General features: G+C 69.5%; 20 protein-coding genes. 3 read left to right on the top strand and 17 right to left on the bottom strand.

Annotated features, from left to right (window positions below; translation table 11 throughout):
• Positions 1 to 7: 7 nt before the first annotated feature.
• Positions 8 to 925, bottom strand: a complete 918-nt coding sequence (locus F8O04_RS07900) for an iron ABC transporter ATP-binding protein (protein ID WP_158028699.1) — start codon at positions 923 to 925, stop codon at positions 8 to 10.
• Positions 926 to 1077: 152 nt separating this feature from the next.
• Here F8O04_RS07900 and F8O04_RS07895 point away from each other — a divergent pair, with 152 nt between their 5' ends.
• The 3 genes from F8O04_RS07895 (at position 1078) to F8O04_RS07885 (ending at position 4307) form a co-directional block, all read left to right on the top strand.
• Positions 1078 to 2067: a siderophore ABC transporter substrate-binding protein gene (locus tag F8O04_RS07895; RefSeq protein WP_158028698.1), complete on the top strand. Its 990-nt coding sequence runs from the start codon at positions 1078 to 1080 to the stop codon at positions 2065 to 2067.
• Between the two features lie 133 nt (positions 2068 to 2200).
• Positions 2201 to 3196 carry an ABC transporter permease gene (locus tag F8O04_RS07890; RefSeq protein WP_158028697.1) on the top strand — a complete coding sequence of 332 codons (996 nt, stop codon included), beginning with the start codon at positions 2201 to 2203 and terminating at the stop codon, positions 3194 to 3196.
• The gene (locus F8O04_RS07885; RefSeq protein WP_158028696.1) at positions 3189 to 4307 is read left to right on the top strand and encodes an iron chelate uptake ABC transporter family permease subunit; all 1119 of its coding nucleotides are present in this window, start codon (positions 3189 to 3191) and stop codon (positions 4305 to 4307) included. The genes F8O04_RS07890 and F8O04_RS07885 overlap by 8 nt, the downstream gene beginning before the upstream one ends.
• Before the next feature lie 65 nt (positions 4308 to 4372).
• On the opposite strand, the gene pyk is transcribed toward F8O04_RS07885, so the two are convergent.
• The 16 genes from pyk to fmt form a co-directional block, all read right to left on the bottom strand.
• Entirely contained in the window at positions 4373 to 5887 is a 1515-nt protein-coding gene (pyk, locus tag F8O04_RS07880) for a pyruvate kinase (protein WP_158028695.1), read from the bottom strand.
• 166 nt (positions 5888 to 6053) lie between these two features.
• The gene (locus F8O04_RS07875) at positions 6054 to 7514 is read right to left on the bottom strand and encodes a glutamate synthase subunit beta (RefSeq protein ID WP_158028694.1); all 1461 of its coding nucleotides are present in this window, start codon (positions 7512 to 7514) and stop codon (positions 6054 to 6056) included.
• On the bottom strand, positions 7507 to 12063 hold the full coding sequence (gltB, locus tag F8O04_RS07870) for a glutamate synthase large subunit (protein ID WP_158029158.1): 4557 nt from the start codon (positions 12061 to 12063) through the stop codon (positions 7507 to 7509). The genes F8O04_RS07875 and gltB overlap by 8 nt, the downstream gene beginning before the upstream one ends.
• Before the next feature lie 165 nt (positions 12064 to 12228).
• A complete protein-coding gene (gene lgt / locus F8O04_RS07865) occupies positions 12229 to 13209 on the bottom strand; it encodes a prolipoprotein diacylglyceryl transferase (RefSeq protein WP_158028693.1) in 981 nt (326 codons plus the stop codon).
• Complete coding sequence (gene trpA, locus F8O04_RS07860; RefSeq protein WP_158028692.1) at positions 13206 to 14000, bottom strand: tryptophan synthase subunit alpha; 795 nt, start codon at positions 13998 to 14000, stop codon at positions 13206 to 13208. Before trpA ends, lgt begins: the two co-directional genes overlap by 4 nt.
• The gene (gene trpB / locus F8O04_RS07855; RefSeq protein WP_158028691.1) at positions 13997 to 15265 is read right to left on the bottom strand and encodes a tryptophan synthase subunit beta; all 1269 of its coding nucleotides are present in this window, start codon (positions 15263 to 15265) and stop codon (positions 13997 to 13999) included. The genes trpA and trpB overlap by 4 nt, the downstream gene beginning before the upstream one ends.
• A complete protein-coding gene (trpC, locus tag F8O04_RS07850; RefSeq protein ID WP_158028690.1) occupies positions 15262 to 16035 on the bottom strand; it encodes an indole-3-glycerol phosphate synthase TrpC in 774 nt (257 codons plus the stop codon). Before trpC ends, trpB begins: the two co-directional genes overlap by 4 nt.
• Positions 16035 to 16313 carry an HGxxPAAW family protein gene (locus F8O04_RS07845; protein ID WP_158028689.1) on the bottom strand — a complete coding sequence of 93 codons (279 nt, stop codon included), beginning with the start codon at positions 16311 to 16313 and terminating at the stop codon, positions 16035 to 16037. Before F8O04_RS07845 ends, trpC begins: the two co-directional genes overlap by 1 nt.
• Positions 16314 to 16347: 34 nt before the next feature.
• The gene (locus F8O04_RS07840) at positions 16348 to 17103 is read right to left on the bottom strand and encodes a Trp biosynthesis-associated membrane protein (RefSeq protein ID WP_158028688.1); all 756 of its coding nucleotides are present in this window, start codon (positions 17101 to 17103) and stop codon (positions 16348 to 16350) included.
• A complete protein-coding gene (gene hisI, locus F8O04_RS07835) occupies positions 17100 to 17504 on the bottom strand; it encodes a phosphoribosyl-AMP cyclohydrolase (protein ID WP_158028687.1) in 405 nt (134 codons plus the stop codon). The genes F8O04_RS07840 and hisI overlap by 4 nt, the downstream gene beginning before the upstream one ends.
• Positions 17501 to 18307 carry an imidazole glycerol phosphate synthase subunit HisF gene (gene hisF / locus F8O04_RS07830; protein WP_158028686.1) on the bottom strand — a complete coding sequence of 269 codons (807 nt, stop codon included), beginning with the start codon at positions 18305 to 18307 and terminating at the stop codon, positions 17501 to 17503. The genes hisI and hisF overlap by 4 nt, the downstream gene beginning before the upstream one ends.
• Before the next feature lie 7 nt (positions 18308 to 18314).
• Positions 18315 to 19154, bottom strand: a complete 840-nt coding sequence (hisG, locus tag F8O04_RS07825; protein ID WP_158028685.1) for an ATP phosphoribosyltransferase — start codon at positions 19152 to 19154, stop codon at positions 18315 to 18317.
• Between the two features lie 56 nt (positions 19155 to 19210).
• The gene (locus F8O04_RS07820; protein WP_158028684.1) at positions 19211 to 19474 is read right to left on the bottom strand and encodes a phosphoribosyl-ATP diphosphatase; all 264 of its coding nucleotides are present in this window, start codon (positions 19472 to 19474) and stop codon (positions 19211 to 19213) included.
• Between the two features lie 46 nt (positions 19475 to 19520).
• Positions 19521 to 20204 carry a ribulose-phosphate 3-epimerase gene (gene rpe / locus F8O04_RS07815; protein WP_158028683.1) on the bottom strand — a complete coding sequence of 228 codons (684 nt, stop codon included), beginning with the start codon at positions 20202 to 20204 and terminating at the stop codon, positions 19521 to 19523.
• Positions 20205 to 20283: 79 nt separating this feature from the next.
• Complete coding sequence (locus tag F8O04_RS07810) at positions 20284 to 21651, bottom strand: RsmB/NOP family class I SAM-dependent RNA methyltransferase (protein WP_158028682.1); 1368 nt, start codon at positions 21649 to 21651, stop codon at positions 20284 to 20286.
• Between the two features lie 245 nt (positions 21652 to 21896).
• Positions 21897 to 22814, bottom strand: coding sequence for a methionyl-tRNA formyltransferase (fmt, locus tag F8O04_RS07805; RefSeq protein ID WP_158028681.1), 918 nt, complete (start codon positions 22812 to 22814; stop codon positions 21897 to 21899).
• Positions 22815 to 22828: the final 14 nt, after the last annotated feature.

The following is a 22828-nucleotide window of genomic DNA, read 5'->3' as shown; positions in this document are numbered from 1 at the left end:
GACGCCCTCAGCGTGTGGCAGGGAGCGCGCCGGCCGGTGCGGCGGGTACCGCGGGCGCATCGGGGTCGGAGGCCCGCGTGACCGCCGGGCGCGTCGTCCGCGCCGCAGGCGCGGGTGCGGCCGCCCGCCCCGCCCCGCCCCGGTTCGGCGGAGGCGGCAGCTCGGGCGACCAGAAGTAGATGCCGAGCGGTCGCCCCTCGATCTCGTGGATCGGAATGTGCATGTCATAGATCTCGGCGAGCCGAGACGTCTGCATGACGGTCTTCGGCGTGCCCTGCAGCACGACCTCGCCGTCGCGCATGGCGATGATCTCATCGGAGTACACGGAGGCGAAATTGATGTCGTGGATGACGATGACGATGGTCTTACCGAGATCGGTTGCGATGCGCCGGAGATGCTGCATCATGTTCACCGCGTGCCGCATGTCGAGGTTGTTGAGCGGCTCGTCGAGGAGCACGTAGTCGGTGTCCTGGCAGATCACCATGGCGACGTAGGCGCGCTGGCGCTGCCCGCCGGAGAGTTCATCGATGTATCGGTCAGCGAGGTCGGTCAGGCCGAGGAACGCGAGTGCGTCGTCGATGTGCCGGTGGTCGTCGGCCGTCAGGCGGCCCTTCGAGTGCGGGAAGCGGCCGAAGGAGACGAGGTCGCGCACGCTCAGGCGCACGGACAGGTGGTTCTCCTGCCTCAGGATCGCGAGACGGGTGGCGAGCAGCGTCGACTTCGTCGTCGTGACATCGAGCCCGTCGACGGTGATGACGCCGGCTCCCATGGGCTCGAGGCGACTCATGAGGGCCAGGAGCGTCGACTTGCCGGCCCCGTTCGGGCCGATGATCGAGGTGATTCCCCCGGAAGGGATGCGGAGGTTGATGTCGTCGACCACGACGGTCTCGCCGTATGATTTCGTGACGGAGTCAAGGGTGATCACCGTGCCGTGCTCCTCGTCTTCAGGGCTGTTCGGGCGAGCCTTCAGGGCTGTTCGGGCGTGCCGCCGCGTTGCCGGCCGACCACTGTTAGGTTAGCCTAACCTGCGTCACCCCTGAATCCGGCCTCGCTGGCCGCTGACCCTCGGAGATCTCCTTGCGGAACACATCCACACGCTTTCTCGCTCTCGCCGGTGTCGTCGCCGTCGCCCTCACGGGCTGCGCGCCCGGCGGCGGTGCGACAGCCGACGACGGCGGCGCCGACGCGGTCGGCACGGTCACGGTCGAAGACAACAGCGGCACGCACGAAGTGCCCTCGCCTCCGCAGTCGGTCGTCGCCCTCGACAACCGTACCTTCGAGCTGCTCTCCGATTGGGGCGTCGAACTGTCCGCGGCGGCCGTTTCGCTCATGCCGGACACGATCGGCTACGTCAACGACCCCGAGGTCGTCGACGTCGGCACGCATAATGAGCCGGATCTCGAAGTGATCGTCGCCGCGCAGCCGGACGTCATCATCAGCGGCCAGCGTTTCTCGCAGTACGACGAGGACATCGCGAAACTCGTCCCCGATGCCACGATCATCAACCTCGAGCCGCGCGACGGCGAGCCGTTCGACGCCGAGCTGCGCCGCCAGATCGAGGTGCTCGGCGAGATCTTCGGCAAGCAGCCGGAGGCCGAGCAGATGATCGCCGACTTCGACGCGGCGATCGAGCGCGTGAAGGCGTCGTATCCCGCGGATGCGACGGTCATGGGCGTCAGCACGTCCGGCGGGGAAATCGGCTACCTCGCACCGAGCGTCGGCCGCACCATCGGCCCGCTGTTCGACATCTTCGGCTTCACGCCGTCGCTCGAGGTCGACGATGCGTCCGACAACCACATGGGTGACGACATCTCGGTCGAGGCGATCGCCCAGTCGAACCCAGACTGGATTCTGGTGATGGACCGCGACGGTGCCATAACCCCGGACGACGCCGAGTACACGCCAGGTGGCGATCTCATCGCCGGCTCTCCCGCGCTGCAGAACGTGACGGCGGTGCAGGAGGGGCACGTGGTGGTCATGCCGCAGGACACGTACACGAACGAGGGAATGCAGACGTACACCGAGTACTTCAACCAGCTCGCTGACGCCTTCGAGGCCGCCGCGTAGTCGATTCGCGACCGCGCGCGTGTTCACGCGCGACGTTCGTGGCCGGGGCCGGATCGGCTCCGGCCACGATGGCGCCGAGGCGGCCGTGAAGGCCGCGACCGCAGGCGCCCGTTCCACCGCATCCGAGGGACTCATGACCACGACCGCCGACCGCAGCCGCAGCCGGAGCCAGACCGCGCCGCCGCGGCGCTTCGACTGGACGCTGCTGCTTGCCGTCCTCGGCGTCGCCGGCCTCCTCGCCCTCTCACTCGTCACGGGCGTCTACGACATCGCTGGCGCCGACGACGGGGCCGAGATGTTCGGCATCACGCGCGTTCCGCGCACCATCGCCCTCGTGCTCGCGGGCGCCGCCATGGCGATGTCCGGCCTCGTGATGCAGCTGCTCACGCAGAACCGCTTCGTCGAGCCGAGTACGACCGGCACGACCGAGTGGGCAGGACTCGGCCTCCTCGCCGCTCTCGTGCTCTTTCCTTCCTCGAGCATCCTCGTCAAGATGGCGTGCGCGGTCGTCGCCGCGTTCTTCGGCACGATGGTGTTCTTCGCGTTCCTCCGTCGCGTGTCGGTGCGCTCGTCACTCATCGTGCCGATCGTCGGGATCATGCTCGGCGCGGTCGTGAGTTCCATCTCCACGTTCTTCGCCCTGCAGACCGACATGCTGCAGAACCTCGGCGTGTGGTTCGCCGGCAGCTTCACCTCCGTCATCAAGGGCCAGTACGAGGTGCTCTGGGTGGTCGCGGTCGTCGCGGTCGCCGTCTTCGTACTCGCCGACCGCCTGACCGTGGCCGGCCTCGGTGAGGACGTCGCGACCAACGTCGGCCTGAACTACCGCCGCATCATGCTCATTGGAACGGGGCTCGTGGCCATCGCGACCGGCGTCGTGACGGTCGTCGTCGGCAACCTGCCCTTCCTCGGGCTCATCGTGCCGAACGTCGTCTCGATGTTCCGCGGCGACAATCTCCGCAGCAACCTGCCATGGGTGTGCCTGCTCGGCATCGCGATCGTGACCGCCTGCGACCTGCTCGGCCGCGTCATCATCATGCCGTTCGAAGTGCCGGTGTCACTCATCCTGGGCGTGCTCGGCGCCGCCGTGTTCATCGTCCTGCTGCTGCGAAAGCGACGCTATGGCTGAGCCGCCCGTCCGTACGCCCGCCAACAACAACGAGGGGCCGCCGTCAGCAACAGGCCCGACCGGCGCGCAGCCACGCAGCCGGGCCATTACAAGGGTGCCCGCGCCGGCAGGGCGCGGCAGCGGGCCCTTCGCGACGCCGAAGCACCGCCGACGGTACTGGTTCGCGTTCGGCGCCCTCGCCCTCGCCGCCCTGTTCTTCGCCGGAGCTCTGCTCTGGTACGGGAATCCCATGCCCGTCGACGACCCGGCGTTCTGGCTCATCGCGGAGCGACGGGCGACGAGCGTGTTCGTGATGCTCGTCGTCGCGATCTGCCAGGGACTCGCGACCGTCGCGTTCCAAACCGTCACCAATAACCGCATCCTGACCCCATCGATCATGGGGTTCGAATCGCTGTACATGGTGATCCAGACCGGGACCCTGTTCTTCTTCGGCGCGACGGCCCTCATTGGATTCCGCGGGCTCTGGCAGTTCTCGCTGCAGGTCGCGCTCATGATGGCGCTGGCACTGCTGCTCTACACGTGGCTGCTCAGCGGCCGGTTCGCCAACCTCCAGATCATGCTGCTCGTCGGCATCATCATCGGTGGCGGGCTCGGTTCCGTGTCCACGTTCATGCAGCGACTGCTCACGCCGAGCGACTTCGACCTGCTGACGGCCAGGATGTTCGGTTCGGTCAACAACGCCGATCCGTCGACGTTTCCCGTCGCGATCCCGATCGTCGTCGTTGCCGCGGCGCTGCTCGTGCTTCGCTCACGCCGCCTCAACGCGATCGCACTCGGTCGCGACATCGCGGTGAACCTGGGCATCTCGCACAAGCGAGAGCTCATCATCAACCTCACGCTGATCTCGGCGCTCATGGCCGTCTCGACCTCGCTCGTCGGCCCGCTCACGTTCCTGGGATTCCTCGTAGCGACCCTCGCCTATCAGCTCGCGCCGACCTATGACCATCGCTACGTGTTTCCCATGGCGGCGCTCACGGGCTTCGTCGTGCTCACCGGCGCCTACTTCATCATGAACCACGTGTTCTACGCGCAGGGCGTCGTCGGCATCATCATCGAGCTCGTCGGCGGCCTCGCGTTCCTGGTGGTCATCCTCAAGCGCGGCAGACTCTGACGGCAGCAGCCCCGTCCGAGTCGCTCGGCCGGGGCTGCTGCCGGGAGTGAGGCGGGCAGGTGCGACTACTCGCCCGATCCCGCGGCCGTGTCGGCGCCGCTCGTGCGGAGGCCGGGCACCGGGAACCTCGAATGGCGCGCCTCGTACGCGGGGGCGGCGGCGTCGACGGCGTCGCCGATGGTGTGCACGCGCATGTCGTTCGTCGAACCGGCGATGCCTGGCGGCATGCCGGCGACGATGACGACCTTCTCGCCGCGCCCCGCGAGGCCGAGGTCGAGCAGGGTCTGGTCGACCTGCATGAACATCTCGTCGGTGTGCATGACGCGGTCGACGAGAAACGCCGAGACTCCCCAGTACAGGTTCATTCGCCGACGGATCGACTCGCGCGGCGTGAAACCGAGGATTGGAATGCCAGCGCGCAGGCGGGACATGCGACGCACCGAGTCGCCCGACTCGGTAAAGACGCAGTAGTAGCGCGCGCCGAGGAACTCGCCGACCTCGGCCGCCGCGAGCGTGATGGCGCCACCCTGCGTGAAGGGCTTCGTGCCGAGCGGCGGGATGCGGTCGAGGCCGTGCGCCTCGGTGGACTCGATGAGGCGCGCCATGGTCTCGACCGCCGTGATGGGGTGCGCCCCGACGGAGGTCTCCCCCGAGAGCATGAGCGCGTCGGCGCCGTCGAGGACGGCGTTCGCGCAGTCGCTCGCCTCGGCGCGCGTTGGCCGAGGGTTCTGGATCATCGTCTCGAGCATCTGGGTCGCCACGATCGATGGCTTCGCCCGACGACGCGCGAGTTCGATCGCGCGCTTTTGCACGATAGGCACCTGCTCGAGGGGAAGCTCGACGCCGAGATCGCCGCGGGCGACCATGATGCCGTCGAATGCATCGACGATCTCGCGGAGGTGCTCGACGGCCTGCGGCTTCTCGATCTTGGCGATGACGGGCAGCGTCACGCCCTCCTCCGCCATGATCTCGTGCACCCGCACGATGTCGTCCGGTCCCCGAACGAACGACAGCGCGATCATGTCGGCGCCGATGCGCAGCGCCCACCGCAGGTCGTTCTCGTCCTTCTCGCTCAGGGCCGGGACGTTGACCGCCACGCCGGGCAGGTTGATGCCCTTGTTGTTCGAGACGGTGCCGGGCACGATGACCTCGGTGGTCACGGAACGCTCATCCACCTCGATGGCGCGCACGCGCACCGCCCCGTCGTCGATGAGCAGGTCGTCCCCGGGGTGCACGTCGCCGCTCAGGCCCTTGTACGTGGTGCTGACGCGGTCCTTCGTTCCCTCGACGTCGTCGACCGTGATCGTGAAGGTGTCGCCGGCCTCGAGTCGGTGGGGTCCGTCGGCGAACGTGCCGAGGCGGATCTTGGGGCCTTGGAGATCGACGAGGATCGCGATGGCCTCGTCGGCCTTCTCCGCGGCGTCGCGCACGAGGCGGTAGTTGGCCTCGTGAACGCTGTGGTCGCCGTGACTGAGGTTGAAGCGCGTGACGTTGACACCCGCTTCGATGAGTGCGCGGATGCTCTCGGGGGTGTTCACTGCCGGTCCAAGGGTCGCGACGATCTTTGCTCGACGGCTCATGACGTTCTCCTCGCATTCGACGCACGATGGCTCGGCGGCCACAGTACGGCACGACGGTTTCGATGGTGTGGATCCTGCGACGGGTGGTGAGGACGGGCCGCGCACGGCGAAAGTCCGGTCCCGTTGGGAGACCGGACCTTCGTGGTCTGGCGGGAGACCCGCGCGACTACACCGACATGGCGCGGGCGTGCGCCGGAATCGGAGCGGGCAACGAGGTTCCGCCCTCAAGATACCGGTCGACGGCCGCCGCCGCCGCGCGTCCCTCAGCGATGGCCCACACGATCAGCGACTGTCCGCGGCCCGCGTCGCCGGCGACGAACACCCCCGGCACGTTGGTGGCGTAGTCGTTGGTGCGCTCCACGTTGCCGCGGTCGGTGAATTCGATGCTGAGCTGCGACGACAGCGCCTCCCGTTCGGGGCCGGTGAAGCCCATGGCGATGAGCACGAGGTCGGCGGGGAGCTCACGCTCGGTCCCCGGCTTCGGCACGCGCCGACCGTCGTCGCGGAACTCGGTCTTGGCGACCTTGACGGCGCGCACGGCGCCGGCGTCGCTGGTCGCGAACTCAATGGTGGAGGCCTCGAAGGCGCGCTCGCCGCCCTCCTCGTGGGCGGTAGAGACCTCGTACACCGTCGGCTGCATCGGCCATGGCTGGTGCGGGGGCCGCTCGAGCGGCGGCATCTTGCCGATCGCGAGGTTGGTGACCGACTTCGCGCCCTGGCGGTGCGCCGTGCCGATGCAGTCGGCGCCCGTATCGCCCCCGCCGATCACGATGACGTGCTTATCCTCCGCCGTGATCTGCGAGGCGACGTCGTCGCCGGCGACGGCGTGGTTCGACTGCACCAGGTAGTCCATTGCGAAGTTCACGCCCCGCAGGTCGCGGCCCGGCACCGTCAAGTCGCGCGGCACGGTCGCCCCGGTCGCGATGACGATCGCGTCGTAGCGCGTGCGCAGCTCGTCCCACGAGATGTCGATGCCGATCGTGACGCCGGGGCGGAAACGCGTGCCCTCCGCCCGCATCTGCGCGAGGCGCGCGTCGAGCACGCCCTTCTCCATCTTGAAGTCCGGAATGCCGTAGCGGAGCAGACCGCCGATGCGATCGTCGCGCTCGAAAACCGCGACCGTGTGGCCGGCGCGCGTCAGCTGCTGCGCGGCGGCGAGGCCCGCGGGACCGGAGCCGACGACCGCGACCGTCTTGCTCGTGAGCCGCTCGGGCGCGTGCGGCTCCACCCAGCCGTGGGCGAACGCCTGGTCGGCGATCTCCTGCTCGACCCGCTTGATCGTCACGGGCGGCTGGTTGATGCCGAGCACGCACGATGCTTCGCACGGTGCCGGGCACAACCGTCCGGTGAACTCCGGAAAATTGTTCGTCGCGTGCAGACGCTCCGATGCGGCGCGCATGTCGCCACGGTAGGTGAGGTCGTTCCACTCTGGAATGAGATTGCCGAGCGGGCAGCCCTCGTGGCAGAACGGAATGCCACAGTCCATGCAGCGGCTCGCCTGGCGGCGCAGCTGTGACTGGTCCTGCTGCTCGTACACCTCCCGGAAGTCCATGATCCGGACGGGCACGGGACGGCGAGGGGGAAGCTCCCGCTCGCGGTGAGTGAGAAATCCGCGCGGGTCAGCCACGAGTCGCCTCCACAATCTTCTGCCACGTGTTGTGGTCGTCGGGGTCGAGGCCGCTCTCGACGGCCTCGCGCCGTATGTCGGTGACGGTCGCGTAGTCACGCGGCAGCACCTTGGTGAACTCGCGCGCCGTCTCGCCGAAGTCCGCGAGCAGGTCGCGGGCGAGCGCGGAATCCGTCGCCTCGACGTGCTGCTCGAGCAGGTCGCGCAGGATCTCGGCATCGGCGTCGGTCAGCGGGTGCAGCTGCAGCTCGCCGGATGAGAGCGAGTCCGGGTTGACGAGGCGCGGGTCGAGGTTCCGCACGAACGCGACGCCGCCGGACATGCCGGCGCCGAGGTTCTTCCCGGTCGGGCCGAGGATGACGGCCTGGCCGCCCGTCATGTACTCGAGCGCGTGGTCTCCCACGCCCTCGACGACCGCGGTCGCGCCCGAGTTGCGGACGAGGAAGCGCTCGCCGACGACGCCGCACAGATGCAGGGTGCCGCTCGTGGCGCCGTACCCGATGACGTTGCCGGCGATCACGTTCTCGTGGGCGGTGAACGCTGCACGCGCATCCGGCCGCACGACGATCTCGCCGCCCGAGAGGCCCTTGCCCACGTAGTCGTTCGCGTCGCCGAAGAGGCGGATGCGTACCCCTGCGGGCAGGAACGCGCCGAGCGATTGGCCGGCGGTGCCCCGCAACACGATGTCGATCGATCGGGCAGGAAGTCCGTGCTCGCCCGCCGCGAGGGTGACGGCGTTGCCGAGCATCGTGCCGACGGCGCGGTCGGTGTTCTGCACCGGCAGGTCGAACGCGACCGTCTCGCCGTTCGCGGCGGCGGAGGTCGCCGCCAGGAGCTGCTGGTCGAAGTGCGCGTCGAGCTCGTGCTCCTGTTGCCGCAGATTGCGGCGCGGCGTGTCGGTCGGGAACTCCCGCGCGCCGAGGATCGGCGCGAGGTTGAGGCCCTCGGTCTTCCACGTGCGGACCGCGTCGTCGACCGACAGCAGGTCGGCGCGACCGATGATCTCGTCGAGCGATCGTGCGCCCAGTTGCGCCAAATACTCGCGCACCTCCTGTGCGATGAACTCGAAGAAGTTGACGACGTGGTCGGCCTGACCCGTGAAGCGCTCACGCAGCTCGGGGTTCTGGGTCGCCACGCCGACAGGGCAGGTGTCGAGGTGGCAAACGCGCATCATGATGCAGCCCTCGACCACGAGCGCGGCAGAGGCGAACCCGTACTCCTCGGCACCGAGCAGGGCACCGATCACGACGTCGCGCCCCGTCTTCAGCTGCCCGTCGACCTGCACGACCACGCGATCGCGCAGCCCATTGATCATAAGCGTCTGCTGTGTCTCGGCGAGGCCGAGCTCCCACGGCGTTCCGGCGTGCTTGAGGGAGTTCAGCGGCGAGGCACCGGTGCCGCCGTCGTGGCCAGACACGAGGACGACATCCGCGAGGGCCTTCGTCACCCCGGCCGCGACCGCGCCGATGCCCGACTCGCTGACGAGCTTGACGTGGACGCGAGCCTTCGGATTGGCCCGCTTGAGGTCGAAGATGAGCTGCTTGAGGTCTTCGATCGAGTAGATGTCGTGATGCGGCGGGGGCGAGATGAGGCCGACGCCGGGGGTCGCATGACGCGTCCGCGCGATCCACGGATACACCTTCGTCGGCGGGAGCTGGCCGCCCTCGCCGGGCTTCGCGCCCTGCGCGAGCTTGATCTGGATGTCGTCGGCGTGCGTGAGGTACATGCTCGTGACGCCGAATCGCCCGGAGGCCACCTGCTTGATGGCACTGCGACGCGTCGGGTCGAGGAGCCGCTCAACGTCCTCGCCGCCCTCACCCGTGTTCGACTTGCCCCCGATGCGGTTCATCGCGATCGCGAGCGTCTCGTGCGCCTCCTTCGAGATCGAGCCGTAGCTCATGGCGCCCGTCTGGAAGCGACGCGTAATCGACTCGATGGGCTCGACCTCGTCGATCGGGATCGGCGTGCGACCCTCGGTAGTGAACGTGAACAGCCCGCGCAGCGTCATGGCGTGCGCCGCCTGTTCGTCGACGAGCTTCGTGTACTGCTTGAAGATGTCGTACCGGCGCTCGCGAGTCGAATGCTGCAGGCGGAAGACGGTGTCGGGGTTGAACAGGTGGGGCGGGCCCTCACGGCGCCACTGGTACTCGCCGCCGATGTCGAGCGGCCGATGCGAGACCGGCGCTGCGTCGATCGGGTACGCGCGCAGGTGGCGCTGCTCGTTCTCGGCGGCGATGACCGCGAGGCCGGCACCGCCGATGCGCGTCGAGGTGCCGGGGAAGTACTCGGCGACGAACTCCGCATCGAGGCCGACGGCCTCGAACGTCTGCGCGCCGGCGTACGACGCCACCGCCGAGATGCCCATCTTCGACATGATCTTCAAGACGCCTTTGCCGAGGGCCTTGATGACGTTCGCGACCGCCTGCTCGGCCGAGACGGTTGGCAGCTGGCCCGAGCGCACCATGTCCTCGCACGTCTCCATCGCGAGGTAGGGATTGACGGCGCTCGCGCCGTACCCGAGCAGAGTGGCGATGTGGTGCACCTCTCGCACGTCGCCGGCTTCGACGACGAGACCAACGCGCATGCGCCGCTGGGTCGCGATGAGGTGGTTGTGCACGGCGCTTACGAGCAGCAGCGACGGGATCGGCGCGTAATCGCGGTTGGAGTCGCGGTCGGAGAGGATGAGGAAGCCGACGCCGTCATCGATCGCACGGTCGGCCTCCTTGAACAGCTCCGTCAGGCGCTCGCGCAGGCTGTCGACGCCTCCGTCGGCGCGATACAGCCCGCGCAGGGTGCGAGCGGCGTCGACACCGGGGCGCTCCTCGATGTGCTGGATCTTCGCGAGCTGGTCGTTGTCGATCACGGGGAAGTCGACGACGACCTGGCGCGCGTGCTTCGGCCCGTCGGTCAGCAGGTTCGCGCTCGGGCCGATGGTGCTCGACATGCTCGTCACGATCTCCTCGCGGATCGAGTCGAGCGGCGGGTTCGTGACCTGCGCGAACGCCTGGGTGAAGTAGTCGAAGAGGAGGCGCGGGCGTTCGCTGAGGACCGCGATCGGCGTGTCCGTTCCCATTGCGCCGATCGGTTCCGCCCCCGTGCGGGCCATGGGCGCGAGCAGCACGCGGAGCTCTTCGTCCGTGTAGCCGAAGGCGCGCTGGCGCCGTTCGACCGACGACGGGGTGTGGGTGACGTGCTCGCGCTCGGGGAGCTCGGCGAGGTTGATGCGGCCCTCGTCGAGCCAGTCGCCCCACGGCATGAGCTCGGCGAGGTCGCGCTTGACCTCGTCGTCCTCGATGATGCGTCCGACCTCCGTGTCGACCAGCAGCACCTGGCCTGGGCGCAGGCGGCCCTTGCGCTCGATCGTCGCCGGGTCGAGGTCGAGCACGCCGACCTCTGAGCCGAGCACGACGAGCCCATCGTTCGTGACGACGAAGCGGCCGGGGCGCAGGCCGTTCCGGTCGAGGGTCGAGCACACGTACCGACCATCGGTGAAGCTCATCGACGCCGGTCCGTCCCACGGCTCCATGAGCATCGAGTGGTACTCGTAGAAGTCGCGGACCTCGGCGGTCAGGTCATTGGCGTTCTCCCACGCGGCCGGCACCATCATGTGCACCGCGTGGGGCAGGGAACGGCCGGAGAGGGTCAGCAGCTCGAGCACCTCGTCGAACGACGCCGAGTCGCTTGCGCCCTCCGTGATGATGGGGAAGAGGTCGCTGATGTCGCCGAGCAGCGGGCTCGCGAGCTGCGATTGGCGGGCGCGCATCCAGTTGCGGTTGCCGCGCACCGTGTTGATCTCGCCGTTGTGCGCCATCATGCGCAGGGGTTGCGCGAGGGGCCACGACGGGAACGTGTTGGTCGAGTAGCGCGAGTGCACGATCGCGAGCTTCGAGGCGAAGCGCTCGTCCTGCAGATCGGGGTAGAACGGCTCCAGCTGCAGCGTGGTCACCATTCCCTTGTAGGTGACCGTCCGGCATGAGAGCGACATGAAGTACACGCCGTACTCGTGCTCGACCTGCTTGCGGAGGCGGTAGCACTGGCGGTCGAGGGCGAGGCCCTTGCGCGGGTTCCCGCGGTAGTTCTGGCGCTCCGACCGAACGAACAGCTGCTCGATCTTGGGCATCGCCTCGCGGGCGAGCTTGCCGAGCCCCTCAGGATCGATCGGCATCTCGCGCCATTCGAGAATGCGCAGCTCCTCCTGGGAGGCGATGCGCGCGATGCCCTCCTTGACCCGCGCGCGCTCGTCGGGATCCTCGGGAAGGAAGGCGTTGCCCACGGCGTATCGGCCGGCCGGCGGCAGCTCGATCCCGACGACCGAGCGGAAGAACTCGTCGGGGACCTGCGTGAGGATGCCTGCCCCGTCGCCCGTTCCGGCGTCGGAACCCACCGCGCCGCGGTGCTCCATGTTCCGCAGGGCGGCCAGGGCGTGGTCGATGATGTCGTGTCCCGCGTGCCCCCGGAGCGTCGCGACCATGGCAAGGCCGCACGAGTCGTGTTCGTTGACCGGATCGAAGAGCCCGCTTGCGACGGGCATCGCGGAAAAGGCCTGCATGCCGGTGGCTGCAGTCTCGCCTGCAGTTGGCGATACGTCGTTCGTCATGGTCGTCACCCCTCGTGTCGTGATCTGGGGCCGGCCAGGGCGCGGTCCCTGAAAAGGACGCACGCCATCGGGCTCGGTAGGCGCAGAAAAGCGAAGGTAATACTATGACGCGTCGTGTTACCGGGATGTTTCGGAGGGGTGTTCCGAGTCGACCTCGGTGGTCGCGGTGCCGTCGTCGTCGGCGCCCGCGTCGGGCTCGTCCCGGGTCTCGGGCTCGTCCTGTCGTGCCGCGGCGGCATCGAGGTCGGCCGGACCTCGGCCAGGGAGGTAGACGCCGGGTTCCGGTTCCGGGTGCCGCCGGGCCTGCACAATGTAGATCACGATTCCGATGATCACGAGACAAAGTGCCCCGAAAACGTTCGAGCGCATCCCGAGAATGATCTCGGAATAGTCGACGCGCAGCGATTCGATCCAGATGCGACCGATGCCGTACCAGACGAGATAGAGGGCGATGGCCTTGCCCCAGCGCAGGCGGAACATCCGCTCGGCGAGGAGGATCAGGGCGACGCCGGCGAGGTTCCAGAGCAGCTCGTACAGGAACGTCGGGTGGAAGAGGGTTCCCTCGGGGAGTCCGACCGGGAACGCCGGGTTCGAGGCGTCGATCTGCAGGCCCCACGGCAGGTCGGTCGGCTGGCCGAAGAGCTCGTTGTTCACGTAGTTGCCGAGACGGCCGATGGCCTGCGCGAGCAGCAGCCCCGGCGCGAGCGCGTCGGCGAAGCTCCAGAACCGGATTCCGGTGTACCTGCTGGCGATGAAGATGCCGACGGCGCCGCCGATGAGCGCGCCGATGATGGCGTTGCCGCCCTCCCAGATGAAGAAGATCGCCAAGGGGTTCGCGCCTTCGTAGAAGTAATCGGCGGGGTGCGTGAAGACATGGTAGAGACGCGCGCCGAGCAGCCCGAGCAACACGGCCCAGAGGGCGATGTCCATGACCACCCATGGCTCTCCCCCGCGCTTCGTGAGCCGGTGGTTGGTCCACAGCGTCGCCGCGACGATGCCGATCAGGATGATGATCGCGTACCAGTGCAGCGTGAGGGGGCCGAGCGTGAACGATGCCCACTCGATAGGGGGCGAGGGGATGCCGGCGCGCAGCGTCATCGGGATCGGCTCGCGCGGGCGCCTGCGGCGAGGTCGCTGGCGAGTCCTCGAACGCGTTCGACGCCGCCGTCGGTGAGCGCACGAACGAGGGCCGACCCGACGATCGCCCCCTCCGCGTACTCCAGCACGTCGGCGACCTGTTGCGGGGTCGAGATGCCGAGGCCGACGCACGCTCGCGCGCAGCCGAGACCGTGCAGGCGATCGGCCAGGACGCGCGCGGCCCGGTCGACGTCGTCTCGAGCACCCGTGATGCCCATGGTCGATACCGTGTAGACGAACCCTCGGCTGCGCTCGATGACGGTGCCGAGCCGCTCGTCGGACGACGTCGGCGCGGCGAGGAACACCCGGTCGAGCCCGTGCGTCTCGGACGCGGCGAGCCAGTCGGCCGCTTCGTCGGGAATCAGGTCGGGGGTGACGAGGCCCGCTCCCCCGGCCGCCGCGAGGTCGCGGGCGAACGCCTCCACGCCGTACTGCAGCACGAGGTTCCAGTAGGACATGACGAGCACGGGCTTGCCGGTGCGCTCGGTGACGCGCCTCGTGGCCTCGAAGACGTCGGCGACGCGGAACCCGTTCTCGAGCGCCTGCACCGTCGCGGACTGGATGACCGGGCCGTCCATGACGGGATCGGAGTACGGCAATCCGAACTCGAGCACGTCCATACCGCCATCGAGGATCGCGCACGCCGCCTCGACGGATTCGTCGAGGGACGGGAATCCGACGGGGAGGTAGCCGATGAGCGCCCCCTTGCGTTCGGCCAGCGCGGCGTCGATGGCCCGCTCGACCGCGCTCACGAGTCGCCTCCGATCTTTTCCACGGCCTCGGCCTCCTCGGCGGGCATCACCTCGAGGTCGGTCCGATCGGGCTCGCCAAGCTTGAAGTACTCCATCGCCGTTTCCATGTCCTTGTCGCCGCGCCCGGAGAGCGAGACGACGATCGTCGCGTCCGGCCCGAGCTCGCGGCCGAGATCGAGCGCACCGGCCAGGGCGTGCGCGGACTCGATCGCTGGGATGATGCCCTCGGTGCGCGACAGCAGCCGCATCGCCTGCATGGCGGCGTCGTCGGTCACGGGCACGTAGGTGACCCGGCCGATGTCGGCGAGCCAGGCGTGTTCGGGCCCGACGGCCGGGTAGTCGAGGCCGGCCGAGATCGAGTGCGACTCGATCGTCTGACCGTCCGAGTCTTGCAGCAGTCTCGTGCGGGCTCCGTGGAGCACGCCCTTCCCGCCTTTGGTGAGGGTGGCCGCGTGCCTCGGTGTGTCGGCGCCCTCGCCGGCGGCTTCGAATCCGTAGAGGCGCACCTCTTCGTCGTCGAGGAAGGCATTGAAGATGCCGATAGCGTTCGATCCCCCGCCGACGCACGCGACGACGGCCGTCGGGAGCCCGCCCGTCATCGAGATGGACTGCTCGCGGGCCTCCTCGCCGATGATCGACTGGAGGTCGCGCACGAGCTCGGGGAACGGGTGCGGCCCCGCGGCCGTTCCGAACACGTAATTGGTGCGCTCGACGTTGGCGACCCAGTCGCGCATGGCCTCGTTGATGGCGTCCTTCAGGGTGGCGCTACCGGCCTCAACGGCCACGACCTCGGCACCGAGCAGGCGCATTCGGGCAACGTTGAGGGCCTGGCGCGCGGTGTCGACGGCACCCATGTAGACGGTGCACTCGAGGCCGAAGAGCGCCGCAGCCGTCGCGGTGGCCACGCCGTGCTGGCCCGCGCCCGTCTCCGCGATCACCCGGTCCTTGCCGAGTCGCTTCGTGAGGAGCGCCTGGCCGATCACGTTGTTGATCTTGTGCGAGCCCGTGTGGTTGAGATCTTCGCGCTTGAGCAGGATGCGTGCGCCTCCCGCATGCTCGCGAAGCCGTACGGCGTCCGTGAGGAGCGAGGGGCGCCCCGAGTAGTCGCGGTGCAGCCGCGCGAGTTCGTCCTTGAATTCGGGGTCGGCCTTGGCCGCAGCCCACTCGGCGGCGATCTCGTCGAGCGCGGCGATGAGGCTCTCGGGGACGAAGCGCCCCCCGTACTCACCGAAGTAGGGGCCGGATGCGTCGCGAAGATGTGTCATGCGTTGAGGAAGCTTTCGAGTGTGGCGGCGGGGTCGGCGCCCGTGACGAGCGCTTCCCCGATGAGGACGGCGTGAGCACCGGCGTCGACGTAGCGACGAACGTCGGCCGGTGTTTTGACCGCCGATTCGGCGACTCGGACGGCATCGCTCGGGAGCTCTGCGGCGAGATCGCCGAAGCGCTCCGGATGCAGCTCGAACGTGTGCAGATCGCGGGCGTTGATGCCGACGACGGTGGCACCGGCGTCGACCGCGCGAAGCGCCTCGTCGCGGGTGTGCGCCTCGACGAGCGCGGTCATGCCGAGCTCGCGCGTGAACGCGTGCAGTCGCTCAAGCAGCGGCTGATCGAGGCAGGCGACGATGAGCAGCGCGATGTCGGCACCCGCGGCGCGAGCCTCGAGCAACTGGTACTCCTCGCCGATGAACTCCTTGCGGAGCACGGGCACCTCGACGGCGTCGCGCACGGCGCGCAGGTCGTCAAGCGAGCCCTTGAATCGCCGTTCCTCCGTGAGCACCGAGATCGCGGCGGCTCCCGCCCCCGCATAGGCGGCGGCCAGCGCGCTGGGATCGGAAATGTTCGCGAGGTCGCCGCGCGAAGGGCTCGCGCGCTTCACCTCGCCGATGATGTTGATCCTGTCGCTCCGGCGCAGCGCGGCCTCGGCGTCCATGGCGGGCGCACGGTCGAGGGCGTGTCGTTCGGCGACGCGGGTCGGAACGGCGCTGCGTCGTCTGGCGGCGTCTTCGAGCGAGCCGCGCAGCAGCTCCTCGAGCACTAGTCGTCCTTCTCGCCGACGCCGGCGGCCTTGAGGATCGGCCACATGATGGCGCCGAGCAGGGTGATCCCGACCCCGACCCACACGGCGACCTCGATCGCGAGGTAGAAGCTCACGGTGCCGATCAAGAAGCCCACGATCATGGTGAGCACGCACACCCAGCCGATGATCGAGTGCCCCTCGTCATCGTGGTGTTCGGCCTCGATCGACGTGCCCTCCGCGTCGGTCGTCCCCTGCGTGTCAGTCATGCTCGGGTCTGCCGTGCTCCGGTCTGCCATGCTGTTCTCCTTGTGCTGGTGGCCGGGGGCCAGTCTAGTCATTGCGCTCGTCCGCGTCTGGCCGCCCGTTCGGTCGGGCAGTTTTCTCGCCGTCGGCGCCGCGGTCGTCGTCCCGTTCGTCATCGGGGTCGTCGTCCTGTTCGTCACCGGTACCGTCGCCCGCCCACGTCGGGTCGTCTCCGCTCGAGAGCGCATCCCACCGCTCGACGCTGTCGACGGGCAAGCCGGTGTCGGCTTCGACGAAGCGCGTCTCGAATCGCCGGCCGCTCGACGGCCACCGCCCGGCCGTGACGACGACGGCGGCGCCGAGCGCGGCGAGCAGCACGCCTGAGAGCACGCCGACCCACGGCCACGGCGTGGCCACGACCCCGGCCGGATCGACGAGGTCGGTCGTCGACGTGCTCCCCGCGACGCCCGTCAGATCGGTGACGAGTCGCGACACCGCCCTGACGGGGTCGGCGATCGCCAGCGCGCTCGTCGCGATGGCCGTACCCCCGATCACGACGACCAGGGCGCCGAGCACCCATCGCAGGATCACGCCGGCTAGGGCGAGGCCGGCGAGTGCCGCGAGCCCGGCCAGGGCGAGCGCCATGAGCGGGGGCGCCGCGACATCGCCGCGCGCCTCCGCCTCGCCGCCCAGGTGCGTGCCCGCAACCTCCGTCAGATGAAACCAGGGCTGCGACCACGCGAGCACGGCGAGCCCACAGCCGAGCGCGAGTCCGAGTAGCAGCACGCGCTTCGTGCGAGCGCCCGCCCGTTCGTCGCGCGCCGGCGTCTCCGCGACCGTCACGCGCGCTCACCGGTGGCGTCGGCGAATCGCACGGCAAGCTCGTCGCCGTCGAAGCAGGTCCGCGTGCCGGTGTGACACGCTGGACCGACCTGGTCGACCTCGAAGTGCAGGGTGTCGGCGTCGCAGTCGAGCGCGAACGCCATCAGGCGCTGCGTGTGACCAGAGGTCTCGCCCTTGCGCCACAACTCGCGTCGCGAACGCGACCAGTACGTCACCCGCCGATCGCTCAGCGTTGCCCGCAGTGACTCCGCGCTCACGTAGGCGAGCATGAGGAGCTCGCCCGTTCCGTGCTGCGTGACGATCGCTGGGGCGAGGCCCCGCTCATCGAACGCGATTCGGCCCACGACCTCCTCGATCTGTTCGTCCGTGAGTGCCGCCGCCACGCGCTCGTTCGCGCTCATGCGCCGGCCTGCCGCACGGTAATGCCCGCATCCGCCATCGCCGACTTCACGTCGGGGATCGTGAGCTCCCTGTGGTGAAAGACGCTCGCGGCGAGCACGGCGTCGGCTCCCGCTTCGACGGCGGGGGCGAAGTCCGTGACCTTGCCCGCACCACCGGACGCGATGACGGGCACGCTGGCGAGTTCGCGCACGAGGCCGATGAGCTCGAGATCGAACCCGCGTTTCGTGCCGTCAGCATCCATCGAGTTCACGAGCAGTTCGCCGGCCCCGCGCTCGCAGGCCTCACGGGTCCACTCGAGCGCGTCGAGACTGGTCTCCGTTCGGCCGCCGTGGGTGGTGACGACGAAGCCGGATGGAGTGCGAGGAGAGCGCTTGATGTCAAGCGAGAGCACGAGCACCTGGCGCCCGAACGCCGCGGCGATCTCGTCGAGCAGCTCGGGCCGCGCGATCGCTGCCGAGTTGACGCCGACCTTGTCGGCGCCGCAGGCGAGCAGACGGCGCACGTCGTCGACCGAGCGCACCCCGCCGCCGACGGTCAGCGGAATGAAGACGTGCTCGGCGGTCCGCGTCACGACGTCGTAGGTGGTCTCGCGGCCGTCCGAGGTCGCCGTGACATCGAGGAAGGTGAGCTCGTCGGCCCCCTGGCTCGCGTAGAGGGCCCCGAGCTCGACCGGGTCGCCCGCGTCCTGCAGGTTCTCGAAGTTCACGCCCTTGACGACGCGCCCCCCTGCGACGTCGAGACACGGGATGACCCGGGTCGCGAGCGTTTCGGGTGCGGTGGTTGCTGCTGCGGTTGTCGTCACGACGCGCCTACATCCGCGCGGCCTGCAGCGCGGTCACGAAGATGGCGCGCGCGCCGAGGTCGTGGAGAGCATCCATGAGTTGATTGACATCGCCCGTCGGCACCATCGACCGTACGGCGGACCAGCCCGGCTCGCGCAGCGGCGAGACCGTCGGCGACTGGAAGCCCGGCGTGATCTTGGTCGCCTCCTCGAGGTGCTCGTTAGCGATGTCGTAGTCGATGATCGCGTAGCGGCGTGCAACGAGCACGCCGTCGAGCCGGCCGAGCAGGGTCTTGGCGGCCTGCTCCTTGGCGGGGGTCGAGATGAGGACCGCGGTGGACTCGAGGATGACGGGACCGAACACCTCGAGGCCGGCCTTGCGCAGGGTCGCTCCGGTTGACACGACGTCGGCAACCGCGTCAGCGACGCCGAGGCGGATCGCCGATTCAACGGCTCCGTCGAGCTTCACGAGCGTCGCATCGATACGGTGCTCGGCGAACCATCGCTCGAGCAGCCCCGTGTAACTCGTTGCCACGCGCTTGCCCTCGAGTTCGTGCACGTCGGCGAACGCGCCGGCGGGGCCGGCGAAGCGGAACGTCGAATCGCCGAAGTCGAGCGAGCGGATCTCGATCGCCGGGGATGCGGCGTCGAGCAGCAGGTCGCGACCCGTGATGCCGACGTCGAGGACGCCCGAGCCGACGTAGGTGGCGATATCGCGGGGACGGAGATAGAAGAACTCGACATCGTTCTTCGGGTCGATCGCGTTGAGCTCTTTCGCGTCGCGGCGGCCGCGGTAGCCGGCCTCCTGCAGCATCTCGTTCGCGGTCTCGGCGAGCATGCCCTTGTTGGGCACGGCAACACGCAACATTGTTTGGGGTACTTTCGGGTCGAATTCTGGTGAGTCGTGACAGCCGGAGCGTGCCGTCACAGATGTCGGTACACGTCGGCGGGCGTCAGACCTTTCGCGAGCATCATGACCTGCACGTGGTAAATGAGCTGACTCATCTCGGCCGCGGCCTCGTCGACGCTCTCGTACTCACTCGCCATCCAGACCTCTGCGGCCTCTTCGACGATCTTCTTGCCGATGAAGTGCACGCCGGCGTCGAGTTCCGCGACGGTACCCGATCCCTCGGGCCGGGTACGAGCCTTCTCGCTGAGCTCATCGAACAGTGCATCGAACGTCTTCACGGCACCAGCCTACTTGCCGCCGCGCCTCAGGGCGCGCCGGCACCCGTCAATGGGCGTGGGCCGCGGCCGCCCGCCGGAGTGCGTCGATGCGTTCGGCCGGGTCGCCACGGAAGACGGCCGAGCCGGCGACGAACGACGTAGCGCCGTGCTCGGCCGCCATGGCGATCGTGTCTTCGGCGATCCCGCCGTCAACCTGCAGGTGCAGATCGAGGCCGGTGCGGTCGGCCAGCTCGCGCGCGGCGCGCAACTTCGGCATGGTCTCCGGCATGAAGGCCTGTCCCCCGAATCCGGGCTCGACGGTCATGATGAGCAACTGGTCGAACGACCCGAGCAACTCGTCGACGGCCGAGAGCGGCGTGCCGGGGCGCAGCGCGATGCCCGCTCGCGCGCCGCGTTCGCGAATGCGGCGCGCGAGCGTCGCGGGCGCTGTCGCCGCCTCCGCGTGGAAGGTGACGGACCACACGCCGAGCTCGGCGAATTCGAGCGCCCACCGGTCGGGCGCCTCGATCATGAGATGGAGGTCGAGCGGGATGGGGCTCACCTGCTGCAGGCGCGCGACCATGGGCTGCCCGAACGTCAAGTTGGGCACGAAGTGGTTGTCCATGACGTCGACGTGCGCCGCATCGGCGGTCGAGATGCGCTCGAGTTCGCGTTCGAAGTTCGCGAAGTCTGCCGCGAGGATCGAGGGATGGATGCGTGGCGCGCGGCCGCTCGGGCTGGTGTCGTTCACTCGGGCTCCGTCGGGTTGTGGATGCGTGGATGCGTGGATGGCGTGGCGGCGGATGCCACGGATACGTGGACCGCGCGGGTCACGACCGCGCCGGTCTGCGCAACAGCGCGAGGAACATCGCGTCGGTGCCGTATCGGTGGGGCCACAGTTGCACGGTCGAGCCGCCCTCGAGGGACCGCTCGGGGAGATCGACGCCCGGAGTCGAGCAGACGTCCGCGACGACGCGCGCGGCGTCGAGCACCTCGAGGCCGCGACGCCTGACCGCGCGCCGCACGATACTCGTCGTCTCGGCGAGGTGCGGAGAGCAGGTGACGTAGGCGACCACCCCACCGGGCACGAGCGCCGCCACGGCGGCATCCAGCAGGTCCTCCTGCAACGCGGTGAGCTCGGCGACGTCGGCCGGCGTCTTGCGCCACCGAGCCTCCGGCCTTCGGCGGAGCGCGCCGAGCCCGGTGCAGGGCGCGTCGACGAGCACACGGTCATACCTCGCCGGTCGCTCGCGGCCGATCTCGCGGCCGTCGAGCTCACTGACGTCGACGCCCAGCCCGAGCGGTTCGACCGAGCGGCGCACGAGCCGTGCACGGGCGGGAACGGGCTCGTTGGCCTCGACCGTGGCGTCGGGCGCTGCCGCGGCCGCGAGGAGGGCGGTCTTCCCTCCTGGGCCGGCGCACAGGTCGAGCCAGCGCTCGCCCGCGCTGATCGGGGCGGCAGCCGCGAGCGCGAGGGCGACGAGCTGCGACCCTTCGTCCTGCACCCGCACATGGCCACGATCGACGCCGGGGATCATCGCTGGGTTGCCGCGCTCGAGCTTGAGCGCGACGGGGCTCAGCTCGCCCTCGTGGAGCGTGCCGTCGGCGCCCGCGACCACATCGTCGCGATCGGCGAAACCGGGGAGCACGGCGAGCGACACCGTCGGCGACGCGTTGTCGGCCTCGAGTGCGGCCTCGAGCTCGTCGCCCCGTCCCTCGGCCTCGAGCGATTCGCGGATGGCGCGGACGATCCAGGCCGGGTGCGACGTGCGCACGCTGAGGCGATCCTCACCCGTCATGCCCTTCGAGGCGACGTCGGGCCACGCGTCCGCGTCGGTCCGCGTCATGGTGCGAAGCACGGCGTTGACGAACCCCGAGGCGCCGCGTGCACCGATCTCGCGCGTCAACTCCACCGTCTCGTGCACGGCAGCGTGGGTCGCGAGCCGCATGTCGAGCAACTGGTGGGCGCCGAGCCGCAGCACATCGAGCACCGGCGCGTCGATGTCGTCGGTCGAGCGTCCGGCCGCCACCTCGATGACGGCGTCGTAGTAGCCGAGCATGCGGAGGGTGCCGTACGTCAACTCGGTCGCGAGCGCGGCATCCGGACCGTGCATGCCCGCGTCGCGCAGCCGCGTCGGCAGCAGGAGATTGGCGTAGGCGTCGTCGCGCTGCACGGCCCGCAGCACGTCGTAGGCCACGCGCCGCGACGACGGGGCGGCTGGTGCCCCGGCACGCCGCGCGCCGCCCTGCTCGCCGCCGCGGTGATCGGCGCCCTGGTCCCCGCCCCGCGCGCCGGAGCCCTGCTGCCGGTCTCCCGGACCGCGCCGGTCTCCCGGACCGCGCCGGTCGCGGCGGCCGCGGCCCGCGGGCCCCGAGGGCCCGCCTTCCGGGGAGCCTGGCCGTCGGCCACCGGCTCCCCCGCTGCTTCGGTCACGCCCCGCGTTCACTCGAACACCGCCCCATCCGCATCCCTCGCCCCGCGCACCCAATCGAGGGCGGGCATGCCCCGCTTTCCCGGCGGCTGCACCGTGACGAGCTCGATCGTTCCATCGTGCGTGTCGACCAGCACCCGCCCGTCTTCGAGTCGGATGCGCCCGGGCTCGCCATCCGGCGCGGTGGCGCCGACGCGGGCGCGAAGCACCTTGTACGGCGCCCCGCGGAACGTCGTCGTCGCCCCCGGTTCCGGGGTCGCGCCGCGGATGCGCGCCGAAACGTCCGCCGTCGACTGCGCCCAGTCGATTCGGCCGTCGTCGGCGCGGAGCTTGGGAGCGTACGTGGGTTCGCCTGCCTGGGCCACGGGCTCGGCGCCCGCCTCGATCGCCTCGATCGCGTCCAGCACATCCTGCGCGCCCTCGACGCCGAGACGCTCGAGCAGCTCACCGGCCGTCTCGTCGGGCCCGATGGCGACCCTGCGGCGCACGAACGTCGGACCCGTGTCGAGCCCGGCCTCGAGCCGGAACACGCTCACGCCGGTCGATCGCGCTCCCGAAAGCACGGCGCGCTGCACCGGGGCGGCGCCCCGCCAAGCCGGGAGCAGCGAGAAGTGGAGGTTGATCCATCCGTGCGCCGGCACCGCCAGCAGCGGCGGGCGGATGAGCCCGCCATAGGCCACCACCACACCCAGCTCCGGCTTCAGGGCGGCGATCGCGCGGGTCTCGTCGTCACCGAGCCGGGCCGCGCGCAGCACGTCCAGACCGAGCTCGTCGGCGCGACGCGCGACGCGTGACGGCGTGAGCACTCGTTTCCGCCCCACGGGCGCATCGGGACGCGTGACGACCGCCGCGATCTCGTGATCGGCGGCGTGGAGGGCGTCGAGCGTCGGCACGGCAACGTCGGGAGTACCTGCGAAGACGAGTCTCATCGCCGCAAGCGTAG

The sequence above is a fragment of the Pseudoclavibacter endophyticus genome, assembly GCF_008831085.1.
Lineage (GTDB): Bacteria > Actinomycetota > Actinomycetes > Actinomycetales > Microbacteriaceae > Pseudoclavibacter > Pseudoclavibacter endophyticus.
Note: the sequence above shows the minus strand (reverse complement) of the source record. Positions and strands in the feature narration are given on the sequence as shown.